At 31.8% G+C, this 14,604-nt stretch carries 14 protein-coding genes; 6 read left to right on the top strand and 8 right to left on the bottom strand.

Annotation, left to right across the window (positions count from 1 at the left end):
* Positions 1–169 precede the first annotated feature (169 nt).
* A complete protein-coding gene (locus K8B81_RS17685; RefSeq protein WP_223682880.1) occupies positions 170–577 on the top strand; it encodes a helix-turn-helix domain-containing protein in 408 nt (135 codons plus the stop codon).
* A gap of 122 nt (positions 578–699) precedes the next feature.
* On the top strand, positions 700–1,143 hold the full coding sequence (locus K8B81_RS17680; protein WP_223682879.1) for a hypothetical protein: 444 nt from the start codon (positions 700–702) through the stop codon (positions 1,141–1,143).
* A gap of 48 nt (positions 1,144–1,191) precedes the next feature.
* Here K8B81_RS17680 and K8B81_RS17675 read toward each other — a convergent pair whose 3' ends face one another.
* The 5 genes from K8B81_RS17675 to K8B81_RS17655 all read right to left on the bottom strand — a co-directional run bounded on the left by K8B81_RS17675 (position 1,192) and on the right by K8B81_RS17655 (position 4,636).
* Positions 1,192–1,578: a secretion protein gene (locus K8B81_RS17675; RefSeq protein WP_223682878.1), complete on the bottom strand. Its 387-nt coding sequence runs from the start codon at positions 1,576–1,578 to the stop codon at positions 1,192–1,194.
* A gap of 389 nt (positions 1,579–1,967) precedes the next feature.
* Positions 1,968–2,375, bottom strand: coding sequence for a T9SS type A sorting domain-containing protein (locus tag K8B81_RS17670; RefSeq protein WP_223682877.1), 408 nt, complete (start codon positions 2,373–2,375; stop codon positions 1,968–1,970).
* A gap of 339 nt (positions 2,376–2,714) precedes the next feature.
* Positions 2,715–3,119, bottom strand: a complete 405-nt coding sequence (locus K8B81_RS17665) for a T9SS type A sorting domain-containing protein (RefSeq protein WP_223682876.1) — start codon at positions 3,117–3,119, stop codon at positions 2,715–2,717.
* Between the two features lie 355 nt (positions 3,120–3,474).
* A complete protein-coding gene (locus K8B81_RS17660; RefSeq protein ID WP_223682875.1) occupies positions 3,475–3,879 on the bottom strand; it encodes a T9SS type A sorting domain-containing protein in 405 nt (134 codons plus the stop codon).
* 352 nt (positions 3,880–4,231) lie between these two features.
* Complete coding sequence (locus K8B81_RS17655; RefSeq protein WP_223682874.1) at positions 4,232–4,636, bottom strand: T9SS type A sorting domain-containing protein; 405 nt, start codon at positions 4,634–4,636, stop codon at positions 4,232–4,234.
* A gap of 775 nt (positions 4,637–5,411) precedes the next feature.
* On the opposite strand from K8B81_RS17655, the gene K8B81_RS17650 reads away from it, so the two are divergent.
* The 3 genes from K8B81_RS17650 (at position 5,412) to K8B81_RS17640 (ending at position 7,881) form a co-directional block, all read left to right on the top strand.
* Entirely contained in the window at positions 5,412–6,284 is an 873-nt protein-coding gene (locus K8B81_RS17650) for an AraC family transcriptional regulator (RefSeq protein ID WP_223682873.1), read from the top strand.
* Positions 6,285–6,404: 120 nt separating this feature from the next.
* Positions 6,405–7,271 carry an alpha/beta hydrolase gene (locus tag K8B81_RS17645; RefSeq protein WP_223682872.1) on the top strand — a complete coding sequence of 289 codons (867 nt, stop codon included), beginning with the start codon at positions 6,405–6,407 and terminating at the stop codon, positions 7,269–7,271.
* An 88-nt stretch (positions 7,272–7,359) separates the two neighbouring features.
* Entirely contained in the window at positions 7,360–7,881 is a 522-nt protein-coding gene (locus K8B81_RS17640; RefSeq protein ID WP_223682871.1) for a hypothetical protein, read from the top strand.
* A 50-nt stretch (positions 7,882–7,931) separates the two neighbouring features.
* On the opposite strand, the gene K8B81_RS17635 is transcribed toward K8B81_RS17640, so the two are convergent.
* The 3 genes from K8B81_RS17635 to K8B81_RS17625 all read right to left on the bottom strand — a co-directional run bounded on the left by K8B81_RS17635 (position 7,932) and on the right by K8B81_RS17625 (position 11,951).
* Positions 7,932–9,668 carry a T9SS type A sorting domain-containing protein gene (locus K8B81_RS17635; protein WP_223682870.1) on the bottom strand — a complete coding sequence of 579 codons (1,737 nt, stop codon included), beginning with the start codon at positions 9,666–9,668 and terminating at the stop codon, positions 7,932–7,934.
* Positions 9,669–9,733: 65 nt separating this feature from the next.
* Positions 9,734–10,702 (bottom strand): TerC family protein, encoded by a 969-nt coding sequence (locus tag K8B81_RS17630; protein ID WP_223682869.1) that lies wholly within the window; start codon positions 10,700–10,702, stop codon positions 9,734–9,736.
* A gap of 232 nt (positions 10,703–10,934) precedes the next feature.
* Complete coding sequence (locus K8B81_RS17625) at positions 10,935–11,951, bottom strand: glutamine synthetase beta-grasp domain-containing protein (RefSeq protein WP_223682868.1); 1,017 nt, start codon at positions 11,949–11,951, stop codon at positions 10,935–10,937.
* 428 nt (positions 11,952–12,379) lie between these two features.
* On the opposite strand from K8B81_RS17625, the gene K8B81_RS17620 reads away from it, so the two are divergent.
* A complete protein-coding gene (locus tag K8B81_RS17620) occupies positions 12,380–14,569 on the top strand; it encodes a glutamine synthetase III family protein (RefSeq protein ID WP_223682867.1) in 2,190 nt (729 codons plus the stop codon).
* The last annotated feature ends 35 nt before the right edge of the window (positions 14,570–14,604 follow it).

Here is a 14,604-nt window from a genome sequence, read left to right as displayed (position 1 = left end):
GAATTTAGACTTTTAGAATTTGTTATTATCAGAAAAACTGTATTTTTGTTACACACCGCAAGAAAGAAATAGATTACACGGTATCAAATCATTTTTTGCCGTATGGTACGGCGACAAATATGTTTTTTACATTTTTCGGGTTATTGAACTTAATTGTTATCTTTGAATTATGAGCACACTTACAAAACCAAATCATATAGGGCGAAAAATAAGCCGCATTCGTGAACTTCGTGACATGAAACAGGAAGCTTTGGCACAAGCTTTAGGAACAAACCAACAAGCGGTTTCGGCTTTAGAAAACAGTGAAACCATTGATGAACAAAGGCTTATCGAAGTGGCAAAAGCCCTTGGCGTAACGGTTGAAGCCATTAAGAATTTTTCTGAAGAAGGTGTGATTAATTATTTTAATACTTTCAATGATTCAGACAATAATTTTAATCATTATAATACGTGTACTTTCAATCCGTTAGATAAGTTAATGGAAACTGTAGAAGAAAATAAAAACCTTTACGAACGTTTGCTTCAGGCGGAAAAAGATAAAATTGAATATTTAGAGAAATTACTTAAAGGTAGATAATATTTTTAAAAAGTTTATATATAAAAAGACAGCCCAAAAGCTGTCTTTTCAATTTTATGTATTTAAGCGATACATTAACTTTCTTTATTAATAACATAGTTTTATATTCAAATAGCATCGTTATGAATATCCATGAATATTGCAATAAAATTAAGGCTTTAAGCGCAGAGGAGAATATTCCTCAGCTTTCGGATCACATTGATTTAGAAAATATTGTTTCAAAAATTTTGCAGGATATCAACGGAAGTTATTTTACTATTGCAGATTTTTTTGAGGAATCAGTTGAATCGGTTATACTAAATAACAAAATAGTAAAGTTATTCTCAGATCGTTTAGGTTTGCTGTTTTCGGGTGAAAAAGAAGCGGGAAATGTTTGTTTTGCCAACAGCAGCGAATTACGTTCAGAATTCAGGCAAAACTTCACAGCTGTAGAACTTTTGGATTATGTTTATGCTTTTGCACATTGTTCTTTTTATAAAGAATCCCGAAAAGTAGCGATTACATCAGAAACTGATCTTTTTTGGAAATTGGTAAAAATTGGATCTTGTTTAAAAAAAACAGAATAAAAAAACAGCCCTTGGGGATGGGCTGTTTTCTACAGGGGCAAAATAAAATTAACGACGAAAGGCAGGACTTTCGTTTACTGATTGGTCTAACGCAATTGCTTTTGATTTTTTTGCAGAAACCGTAATTTTATGATTTACCACTTTGTTGTTTTCTAAAACTTTTAAATAATAAGTCCCGGCAGGATAAGTTTCAAGGCTTAAGGTTTTTGAAACTTCTAATTCGTTGGCAGAAAATTCTCCCGTGTAAAGTAAATTTTGTTTTTCGTCAAGGATGGAAAAATTTGATGTTTCGTCAGCGTTTAATGTAAAGCTCACTACTTTTCCATTTCCGGTTTTTATATACAAGATATAATCTCCTTTTTCATTACCTGCATACGTACTTAATGTTGTTAAAAATACAGCTACAACCAAGCTCAGTCTTAAAATTTGTTTCATCTTTTTTTTTAATTTTTAATCTTAATTTTCTTTTTCGTGGTATTGACAAAACTACAAATAGTTCTCTTATATCAAAATTTTTTATTTAATTTTTATTAACACTAAGTTGTTGATTTAAAAGTATTTCTGTGTTTTCTTGCTATACTTACGATTTTTTTGAGCTTTTGGTTTTATTTTTTTAAATTTTTTCTAATGTTTTAACATTTAATACTTTAGGTGTTATAGGTATTGTTTTGTTAAATGGTCTTGGCTTTTTTGGTTTCGAAAGTAAAATCTTAAATAAAAAAAACAGCTCGAGAACCACCAGGAGCTGTTTTAAAAACCGTTAAGTTTTAAACTTTACTAACTATCTAACCTCATTTTTATACTTATATGAAAGCATAAACTTTTTATCGTATTGCTACGCTTGTATTTTTATCAGAAGATTTCTCTTTGTAAACTGTTGAAAGTGCTTTTGCTGATAATACAGTTGCATTATCTCTAATCGTAATTTCATGTTTTATTGTTTTTACACCATCTTCAACTTCTAAAAAATAAGTTCCTTCAGGAAATTCTTCAAAGCTGAAAGTTTTTAAGATTCCGTTTTTACCTGTAGCTTTTTCAGAATAAATCAGGTTTCCGTCCTGGTCATAAATAGATAAATTCGCTTTTGTAACGTTGTTTAATCCAAAAGTCACTTCTTTACCATTTCCTTTAATTACGTAAAGGGCAAAATCATCATTACCGCCAATTGCATAAGTATTGATACCCACAAAAAGTAAGGCTGCTACTAAACTTAATTTTAAGATATTTTTCATGATTATATTTTTTAAATTGTTTGTTCGAATTTTATACTGCTAAATTACTTCAACATATCAGTAAAATGCACAACTGTATTTTCTTATATATGTGCTATATTCTCATTTACGAAACCGTTATAGGTTAAAATTTGAATTATTATTGCTCTTAATGTTAATTTGGTTACTTTTTTTTAATGTTTTGATCATATTTAAAATATCTGTTATACAGCAATTGTATTATCGATGTATCGTAATTTTCTTCATAAATTAAGAATGGTTGCAGATAGCTTTATTTGAAATAGAGAACAAAAAAAAACAGCCCGTCCGGAGCTGTTTTTTAAAACTATTAGGTTTTAATTATTTAGCTGCTACATTGCTTTTGGCAGAAGATCCTGTTTTGTAAACTGATGAAACCGGTTTTGGTGATAATACGGCAATATTGCCTTTAATGATAATTTCGTGCGTTGTAGTTTTTACGTTGTCTTCAACTTTTAGAAAATAGGTTCCTGAAGGGAATTCCTCGAAGCTGAAAGTTTTTAATATGCCTTCTTTACCTGAAGCTCTTTCAGAATAGATAAGATTTCCCTCATCGTCATAAATAGATAAGTTTGCTTTTGTGATATTATTTAATCCAAAAGTAACTTTATTACCATTTCCTTTAATTACGTGAAGAGTTCCACCTTCACTTCCGTCAATTGCATATGTACTGATTCCTGAAAAAAGTACTGCTGCGATTACACTTAATTTTAATGTCTTTTTCATGGCCTTATTTTTTTAAATTATTGTTCTAATTTTATACTGCTAAATTACTTCAACAAATCAATTAAATGTATTGCTGTGTTTTCTGATATATATGCTGTATTCTCATTTACGAAACCGTTATAGGTTAAAATATAAATTATTTATTGCGTTAATGTTAATTTGATGATTATTTAATAATATTTTGGAATGAGGTACAGGTGCTAAAATCAGTCTATTTCTTTGAATTATCACTGAAAAAAAGAAATAAAAAAAAACAGCTCAAGAACCACCAAGAGCTGTTTCAAAAACCGTTAAGTTTTAAACTTTACTAACTATCTAACCTCATTTTTATACTCTATGAAAAGTATAAACTTTTTTAGCGTACTGCTACGCTTGTATTTTTAACAGAAGAATTGTCTTTGTAAACTGTTGAAATGGCTTTTGATGATAAAGCTACTTTATTATAAGAAACAATTATTTCATGTTTTGTTGTTTTTACACTATCTTCTATTTTTAAGATATAAGTTCCTTCTGGAAAACCTTCAAAGGTCATTCTTTTTAAGATTCCATCTTTACCTGAAGCATTTTCAGAATAAAGTACAGTTCCGTCCTGGTCATAGATTACTAATTTTGCTTCAGTTACCCTGTTTAATCCAAAGGTGATTTCATTACCATTTTCTTTGATAACATGAAGGATGTAATCATTTCCATCAATTGCATAACTACTTATTCCTGAGAAAAGTACCGCTACTACTAAGCTTAATTTTAAGATGTTTTTCATGACTTATATTTTTTAAATTATTGTTCTGATTTTATACTGCTAAATTACTCCAACAATGTATTAAAGTGCACAACTGTATTTTCTGATATATGTGCTGTATTCTCATTTACGAAACCGTTATAGGTTAAAATTTAAATTATTTACATCGATAATGTTAATTTGATGTTTATTTAAAAAATTTTAAAAAGCAATTACAGGGCTGTAAAATGATTTGCTTCTGGATATCCCTATCTAATTATTAAACAAAAAAAACAGCTCAAGAACCACCAAGAGCTGTTTCAAAAACCGTTAAGTTTTAAACTTTACTAACTATCTAACCTCATTTTTATACTTTATGAAAGTATAAACTTTTCTAGCGTACTGCTACGCTTGTATTTTCTGCAGAAAATCCTGCTTTATATACTGAAGAAATTGCTTTTGCTGATAATACTGTAGTATTATTAGTAATCGTAATTTCGTGTTTTGTTATTTTTACATTATCTTCTATTTCTAAGAAATAAGTTCCTTCCGGAAATTCTTCAAAGCTGAAAGTTCTTAAGATTCCGTGTTTTCCGGAAGCTTTTTCAGAATAGATCAAATTCCCATTTGCATCATAAATTGATAAGTATGCTTTTGTAGTATTGTTTAATCCAAAAGTAATTTCTTTACCGTTTTCTTTAATTACATGAAGAACGTAATCTTTACCATCAATTGCATAAGTACTTGTTCCTGCGAAAAGTAATGCTGCTACTACACTTAATTTAACTATCTTTTTCATGATATATAATTTTAAATTATTGTTCTGATTTCTATACTGCTAAATTACTTCAAGAGAGTAGCAGAATGCACAACTGTGTTTTCTGATTTATATGCTATATTCTCATTTACGAAACCGTTATATGTTAAAATTTGAATTATTCTTGGTGTTTTGGCTTAAATGGTTATTATTTTTTAATGTTTCTTGATTAACTGCGAATATGAAATATAAATAGGTTTAATTATTGCTATATCGTAAATTTTGTAAGAAAAAAATAAGGTTGTAATAATTTTCATCTTTTCTCTTATTTGTGAAAATGAAATTAGATGCCGTTTTAAGAGTGTTTCATTAAGGAAAACTATTGAAAAAGTAGAAAATGAGGATAATTTGAGAATAAAATCTTTTTGCGTGTATTACTACTATTCAATCGAAAACTGATAAAATGATTTTGATTATATGACTTATTTATTTTTGACTTTTGTTCTCAAAAACAATTAAATCTTCAATTATTATTGTGTCATTATTTATTCAATTGTTTCACACTAAAAACTAATTAGCTTTTCATTCTCTTTTGCAATATAAAGGTCAAGGTAATTTAAAATCTTTTTTATACTTTAGTTTTTAAATTAATAGTATAATTATTTGATGCTGAATTACTTTAGGTGTAAAATATTCTGCTTAATAAGGTCAGGAGATTTCAATGCTATATTCTTATTTACGAAAGCGTTGTAGGTTAAAATTTGAATTATTTTAGGTATTTTTGTTAATTTTGTTTTTATTATTTAATCTTTGAGAAATGAAACCAATAGCCCCAGCTCTTGAAATAATATCAAACTCATACGGAAGTTCTTTTACCTATACCAAACATGCGCACAAGACAAATAGTAAATCGCACCTACTGCATTACCATCCCGAAATTGAAATTGTCTTTGTAAATGGCGGTGCAGGGAAGAGGCAGATAGGAAGTCATATTTCTTATTATACCAATGGTTCGCTGATTCTGATAGGTTCAAACTTGCCGCATTGTGGTTTTACAAACGAAAAGACAGGTAATAAAGATGAAACCGTAATTCATTTTAAACCTGATTTTTTGGGAAATGACTTTTTTGGCATTCCTGAAATGAAAAAAATTCAAAAACTGCTCGAACAGGCTAAAGCCGGAATTGCATTTGGAGGAGAAACAAAAAAGTTAATCGGGACCAGGATGGAGCTGATGGAAAACAAATCTCCGTTTGAGCGTTTTCTGACTCTTTTAAGTATTTTAAAGGATCTGGCTTCTTCCGAAGAATATACCATTTTAAATGCAGACGGATTCCTGATGGAAATGCAGGTGCCGGACAATGACAGGATGAATGTTGTGTTTAGTTATGTAAAAGATCATTTTCAGGAGCCTATTTCTGTAGATGAGATTTCGAAACTGGTGAGTATGACTACACCATCTTTTTGTCGTTATTTTAAAAAAATATCCAATAAAACCTTTACCGAATTCGTAAATGAATACCGTTTGGTTCATGCCTCTAAGCTTTTGGCAGAAAAACCTATTAGTATAAATGAGGTTTGTTATGAAAGCGGATTTAATAACTTCAGTCATTTCAGTAAATCATTTAAGCAATATACAGGCAAAAGTGCTTCAGAATACAGACAGGAGCACCGGGCTACGATTATGTAAAGATTCATTTTATAGCGTATAAAACGTAACCATCAATTTAGCTGATGGTTTTTTTATGCCTTTTTTGAACTTAAAGATTTATATTTATGATTCATAAAAAACTTAAAACTATAAAAAACTATGAGACATTTTAAAATACTGCTTTTTGCCTGTATGATTAGTATTGGAAGTTCTTATGCTGCGAAAGTAGATACGCTGGAAGTTGCCAGTATGGCAATGAATAAAACCTATAAAGCCGCTGTTGTACTGCCTAATTCGTATGCTAAAAGCAAATCAACATTTCCTGTCATGTATTTATTGCACAGTGCTTACGGGCATTTTGGTGACTGGCTGAAAAATACGCCAAATAAAGAGCTTGTAAAAAACTTAGCAGACCAATATAATCTGATAGTTGTAATGCCCGAAGGCGAAACGTTTAGTTTTTATATCGACAGTCCGGTGAATACAGGAAGCCAGTTTGAAACCTTTGTAACTAAAGAAGTGATTCAGAAAGTAGATAAAACATACAGAACCATTGCGAATAAAAACGGGCGTGTCATTACCGGACTTTCTATGGGAGGTCATGGTGCATTGTACCTTTCTGCCAGAAATCCTGATTTATTTTGTGCTGCCGGAAGCATGAGTGGTGCTGTTGATATGAGTGTAATGCTAAATCGTGATTCTGCTGCTCAGGTTCTTAAATTGATTGAACCTGTTTTTGGTGATAAGAGTAATGATATAAAAATGTACGAGCAGCATGCAGTTTTAAATATGATTGATAAAATAAAAGCCAATAAACTGCCACTGATTATTGACTGTGGCATAGATGATTTTTTGATTGAACCCAATAAAGAATTGCACCGAAGACTGGTATATAGTAAGGTAGAACACGATTATACGGAAAGACCCGGTGCACATACCTGGGAATATTGGGAAAATGCACTACCTTATCATGTGTTATTTTTTAATAAAATACTGCTTAAAAATCAGGAGATTACAAAAAAGTAAGTAAAATATTCCGAAAGAATGCGTTAAAAGTTTTTTTTGGTTTGATTTTTGGAATACCTTTAAGTATAAACTTTAAAATTTAAAAAATATGAAAAAGATATTGACACTTTTCGCAGTTGTTGGATTATTTGCATTCTCTGGTTGCTCGGATGATGATAATGATAATGATACTATTAGTTATGTTTATGAAATTAATAAAGTTAATTTTAGTTCGACTGCCGAGTCTGAAATCTATGAAAATTTCAATTCTAGGATATACTCTGGTGATGTTATTTTAATTTTCAGATATGATGGACCTGATCCTGATACTGGACGTGATATTTGGACTCCGCTTCCAGAATCTCATTATTATTCTAATGGTTCTCTTTATTTTGCTTATAAATATGATTTTACTCAAGATAATGTTAGAATCTATACACAAGGGTTTGGGCTAAGTACTAATCCAATACCATCAGATTTTGTAGTTGATCAGATATTTCGTATTGTAATTGTTCCAGGTGATGATGGAATTAATACTAATAAATCATCAAATAAACCTGATTATTCAGATTACTATGAAGTTATCAATAAATATAATATTGATGATAGTAACGTTAAAAAAATAAACTAATAAAAAAAGGAAATCTTTACGATTTCCTTTTTTTTATGTTTTTTTTAAATTTACTCTTTTATAAATGTAGTTTGATGTGAATAGCCTCTTGTTGATCCTTCGGCTTTTATTCGCATATTAAGAAAATAAATTCCTGATGGTAAATTTGAAACATTTATTTGAGTTAAATTTGAATTGATAATTGAATAACTGCTAGGTTCAAACGTATTGCCAGTTTGATCCATTATGGTTATATTTGATAGTGTTACAGTTGTTCTGGTATTTTCAATATTTAAAATTGATGTTGTGGGATTAGGATATATTTTTATAGAGTTATTTGTGGTGGTTGATCGTGATTCAAAAATGATTTTAATAACATTGCTTGTATAGTATTTTATATCTTCATAATCAAAAAGTATTCTTCTATAGAAAAGTTCTTGATTCCCATCTGTTTCGTTTATATAAGTTCTCCTGCCATCACCTCTTTGAATCCTTACAGGGGTATAATTCCTGCCATTAGCTCCAAAGATATCCTCCCAATTTACATTGTCTTTTGAAATTTGCCATTGAATAAATTCTTGATAATCTCCTACTATTAGATTTGCTAATTTATCTACAGCTACAGTTTGATCGCAACAAATTATGTCTTTTGTACTGTCGTTACTCAGAGGTGTTATATTAACAACATTACTTGCTGCTGACTTTCTATATTTTGTTTGTGGAGCAGATTTTTCTTCAAGAACTAATCTTCTGTACTCCATTGCTTGTGCAGTTTTAGGTGGAGTGTAATTAGCTTCTGTGGCTCCAGTTATATCTACCCAATTATATTTAGAATCAGCAAAATAATACTTAAAATAAGACCATTTAACGGGAAATTTAATTCTAGATTGCCATTGATAATTTGTTAAATTAGTGGTCACGCTTTGATTTCTTCTTCCCCCTGTTCCTTGTATAACATCTATTTTAGTTGCTTGATTACCAATTATAGTTTTAGGGTTTTCATCATTTGTTAGGTATTGATTGCTTTCAATTTCATTGTCGACTATAGTTGAAGCTCCGTAAAAATTTGTAGGTGAAACCTTTATCTCTCTACTATATACAGGGCTTCTTCCATCATTAAAAGTTGTTTTTTCTCTTAGGGTAGTCCCATATCTATATATTCGATTACTTGTTTGACTTTTATATTCAAATTCATTTTCATCTACCCATACTTGTGACTCTATGTTTTCAGCATTAACAAAATTATTATTAAACTCAGGTAGTATTGGGAAACCTCCATATGGTATATATTGGAAATAACTGTCGGAAAATTCTGGAATTGTTGGAGTTGTAGGGGTAGTTGATGTTTCATTTTTCTTGACTGATATATTAGAGCTTTTATAAGCTGCTCCTGAGTAAGTTTTATATTCAGCATAAATATATCCTCCCGAAGTATTAAAATCGCCAGAATACAATTTTATACTGAAGCTTCTGGTGGCAACGTTTCCGCCACCAATATATATTGATCCTCCATCACCACCGTTTGCAACATTTGATCCTGAAGCATTATCTTTTGAAAAATAAATTTTTATTGTACCCTGATCTCCAACACTGGCGTTTGTTGGGATTTTAATTTCTACAGATAATGAAACGGAAGAGGTCGACAACGATTCTAAATTAATTGCGCCGCTACTATAAGCAACACCATTTACAAGTGTTGGTGTAAGTGTAACTTTTTGCCCAAACATAGAAATGTTTAGTAAGAGCAACAAAACGAAAAAAACGTAATTTTTTCTCATAATGAAATTTAATAATTTATAATGAGGCAAAAATAGTTTATTAATAATGTTTAATCCTACTTTTTTTGTGTAAAATTTAAGTTTTTATTTATAAATTATTCCGGATCTAAATCACTCAATTCTTTTTCTTCCCCAAATTTCAAAGAAACCAAAATCCCAACTAAAAGGGAAAGGGCAATAAATCCTAATGAAGCCCATTCCGGGACGTGAATATAATCGTGCAGCAGCATTTTTAATCCTACGAAAGCTAAAATAGCAACCAGGCTGTATTCCAGATAACTGAATTTTGCCAGCATATTAGCTAAAAAGAAATACATAGAACGCAATCCTAAAATCGCAAAAATATTAGAGCTAAATACCAAAAACGGGTCAGAGGTAATGGCCAGAATTGCCGGAACGCTGTCAACGGCAAACAAAACGTCCATAACTTCAATCACAATCAAGGCAACAAATAATGGGGTAGCGGCTTTTTTTGCTGTTTTAGTAGTAATGAAAAATTTCTCGCCATCTGTTTCTGAAGTAATTGGAATTATTTTTCCCAATGCTTTGTATATAAATGAATCTTTAGGCTGAAAATCTTCGTCTTCACCTGAAAACAGCATTTTTATGGCAGTGAAAATCAGGAAAATTCCAAATACATACGTAGTCCAGGTAAATTTATTAATTAACATTACACCAAAGAAAATCATCAAACCCCGAAAAATAATTGCGCCCAGAATTCCCCAGAACAAAACACGATGCTGGTATTTTTGAGGTATTTTGAAAGAAGCGAAAATGATAGCGATTACAAAAATATTATCAACACTCAAAGATAGTTCAATCAGGTAGCCTGTAATAAACTTCATTGAAGCCATGGCAGGTTCAAGTTTATCGGGATTTGCAATATAATCTGTGGTATAAACCCAATAAATCACTCCTGAAAAGACAAAAGATAGTGTAACCCAAATCAGCGTCCATTTGCTTGCTTCTTTGGTACTGATAATATGTGGTGTTTTATTGAAGACTCCTAAATCTAAGGCAAGAATAAAAACTACGGCCAGTAAAAAAATGATCCAGACTATCATAATTTGTTGTTTTTTTAAGGGTTTACACAAAGATAAGCCTTGAAGTTTAACTTGAGAAAGGAATTAGGTTAAACTTAACCTGAAGACTTTCAACTAAAAACCTTCATCAAATTGAAATTGTTAAAGATTTTCTGCTTCTTAGTTCTTTTAGATGTTTTATTCGATTTATATGAATAAAAAAAAGTGCCATCAATTAAGATGGCACTTTTGTGAATATAAATTAAGCTTTGAATTATAGCGCTGACTTAACAGTTTTGATAATTCTGGCAGCAATTTTGTAAGGATCTCCGTTTGAAGCTGGTCTTCTGTCTTCCAACCAACCTTTCCATCCTTTTTGAACTGTCATTAAAGGAATACGGATTGAACATCCTCTGTCTGAAACTCCGTAAGAGAAATCGTTGATAGAAGCAGTTTCGTGCTTACCAGTTAAACGTTGGTCGTTGTAAGCTCCGTAAACAGCGATGTGCTCAGCAGTTACAGGACGGAAAGCTTCACAGATTCTTTCGTAAGTAGCCTGGTCTCCACATGTTCTTAATACTTCGTTAGAGAAGTTAGCGTGCATACCTGAACCATTCCAGTCTGTATCTCCTAGTGGTTTTGGGTGGTACTCGATATAGTAACCATATTTTTCAGTCAAACGATCTAATAAGTAACGTGCAACCCAGATTTCATCTCCGGCTTTTTTAGCACCTTTAGCGAATAATTGGAATTCCCATTGTCCGCAAGCAACCTCCTGGTTGATTCCTTCAAAGTTGATTCCGGCAGCGATACATAAATCAGCATGCTCTTCTACTAATTTTCTTCCGTGAGTGTTTTTTCCACCAACAGAACAGTAGTACATACCTTGTGGAGCAGGGTATCCTCCAACAGGGAATCCTAGTGGAAGCTGAGTTTTTGTATCCATGATAAAGTACTCTTGTTCGAAACCAAACCAAAAATCATCATTATCATCATCAATTGTAGCTCTACCGTTAGAAGGGTGTGGTGTTCCGTCAGCGTACATTACTTCACACATCACTAACCATCCGTTGATACGGGTTGGATCAGGATAAATTGCAACTGGAACTAATAAACAGTCAGAAGATCCACCTTCAGCTTGTCTTGTTGATGAACCATCAAATGACCAGTTTCCAAGTTCTTCTAATGTTCCTTTGAAATTTTCGTGCTCTTCAACTTTAGTTTTACTTCTAAGATTTTGAGTTGGTTCATATCCATCTAACCAAATGTACTCTAACTTAATTTTAGCCATAATAATATAAATTAATTTTTTTTGTTTTTTTCGCTGGGTCAAATATAGATTTATTTTTCAAGCCGTAAAAATTAGGGGGTGCATTTTGTTTCAATGGATATAATTTTTTACATAAGCGCAATTTTGTATGGGGTATATTTAAAAAATAGCAATTTTTTAATGTTTTAAAAATAAATTCGTAATAAACATGTGCGTTTTTTGAATTAATTTCCATTACAATTATGAAAAATTGTTTGTTTCTTTAGTAATATTCGTATGTTTTGTTATATTTTTTTAAAACCATTTCGAAATTCTTTGCAAAACCTGCCTTTTATTGCTAAAATGCTTTTCAAAAATCTAAAAGTTATAGTTAAAAACGGCTTTTTTATTCTTTATATTTGTCCCTTGTATTTTTAATCAAATTATTACGAATTTTTAAAATTATATACATGTCAACATTACGTTTTCAGGCCTTGCAGGAAGCTTCATCAAGAAAGCCTGTACATTTTGAGGAAATTGACAGAAAGTCAACTATTTTCGGGGCAAATGTTTTTAATGAGAAAGCAATGAAGCAATATTTGACTTCAGATGCATTTAAAGGAGTGAGGGATGCTATTCAGCACGGAACCAAAATAGACCGAAAACTGGCCGATTATATTGCGATGGGAATGAAAGAGTGGGCTTTGGCCAAAGGTGTTACCCATTATACACACTGGTTTCAGCCGCTTACCGGTACTACAGCAGAAAAACACGATGCTTTTTTTGATATATCGTATGATGGAAGTGATCCTGTAGAGAAATTTGGCGGAGCACAATTGGTTCAGCAGGAACCGGATGCGTCAAGTTTCCCGAACGGCGGAATCAGAAATACATTTGAAGCCAGAGGATACACGGCCTGGGACCCGACTTCTCCGGCATTTATCTATGGAACAACTTTATGTATTCCTACTGTATTTATAGCTTATACAGGAGAAGCTTTAGATAATAAAATTCCATTGTTAAGAGCTTTATCAGCTATGGATGAAGCGGCGACAGAGGTTTGTAAATATTTTGACAAAAACGTAAAAAAAGTAACGGCTACTTTAGGCTGGGAGCAGGAATATTTCTTAATTGACAGAGCTTTGGCCAATTCCCGTCCTGATTTAATGATGACAGGAAGAACTTTATTAGGGCATACTTCTGCAAAAGGACAGCAGTTAGACGATCACTATTTCGGATCTATCCCAACGCGTGCCTTAACGTACATGAGAGATTTAGAGCAGGAATGCATGTTATTAGGAATTCCGGTAAAAACGCGTCATAACGAAGTAGCACCAAATCAGTTTGAGCTGGCTCCAATATTTGAAGAAACCAACCTGGCTGTGGATCATAACTCTTTATTGATGGATGTGATGCAGAAAGTAGCAGAGCGTCATGACTTTAAAGTTTTATTTCATGAAAAGCCTTTTAAAGGTGTCAACGGTTCCGGAAAACACAATAACTGGTCACTGGCGACTGATACAGGAGTTAATTTATTGAGTCCGAGCAAAACGCCTATGAGCAATTTACAGTTTTTAACGTTTTTTATTAATACCATAAAAGCAGTTAACGATTATGAGACTTTATTAAGAGCTTCTATCGCAACAGCCAGTAATGATCACAGGTTAGGGGCAAATGAAGCGCCGCCTGCTATTATTTCAGTATTTATTGGGGAGCAGTTAACGAAAGTTCTAACCGAACTGGAAAGTGTAACTACAGGAAAATTATCTCCTGAAGAAAAAACCGATTTAAAACTGAATGTTGTGGGTAAAATTCCGGATGTTCTTTTGGATAATACGGATAGAAACAGAACGTCTCCTTTTGCCTTTACAGGGAATAAATTTGAATTCAGGGCAGTAGGTTCAAATTCAAACTGTTCAAATGCAATGACTACTCTGAATGCGATTGTAGCAAAACAATTAAAGGACTTTAAAATTGAAGTAGATACTTTGATTGATACGAAAGGTTTGAAAAAAGACGAAGCGATCTTCAATGTTTTGAGAGAATATATAAAAGAGTCCAAAAAAATCCTTTTTGAAGGAGACGGTTACAGTGATGCCTGGGAAAAAGAAGCTGCAAAAAGAGGTTTAAGTAATTTTAAAACAACTCCTGAAGCTATTAAAGCTAAAGTTTCTAAACAGGCTTTAGACTTATTTGCTGAATTAGGTATTTTAAATCATGTTGAAGCTGAAGCACGCTATGAAATCGAATTAGAGGAATACACTAAAAAAATTCAGATTGAAGGCAGGGTTTTAGGTGATATCGCCAGAAATCATGTGATTCCGACTGCCATTCGTTATCAAAATACTCTAATTGAAAACGTAAAAGGACTGAAAGAAATTTTTGGAAAAGAATTCGAAACTATTGCCAAAGAACAAATTATTCTGATTAAAGAAATTTCAGGTCATATAGAAGGAATCAATTCAAAAGTAGAAGCGATGACGAATGAAAGAAAAACAGCAAATAATTTAACAGATGCGCAAAAAATGGCTGAGGCTTATTGTAATAAAGTGAAGCCATATTTTGAAGATATCCGTAATCATTGCGATAAGCTGGAATTACTAGTAGATGATGAAAGCTGGACGCTGACTAAATACCGAGAGCTTCTGCTTACGAAATAAAAAATAATTGATTGTATTATTGAAATGCCTTTCCG

It is taken from the genome of Flavobacterium hibisci, assembly GCF_020026925.1.
Lineage (GTDB): Bacteria > Bacteroidota > Bacteroidia > Flavobacteriales > Flavobacteriaceae > Flavobacterium > Flavobacterium hibisci.
This window is presented reverse-complemented; position numbering and strand designations above follow the sequence as displayed.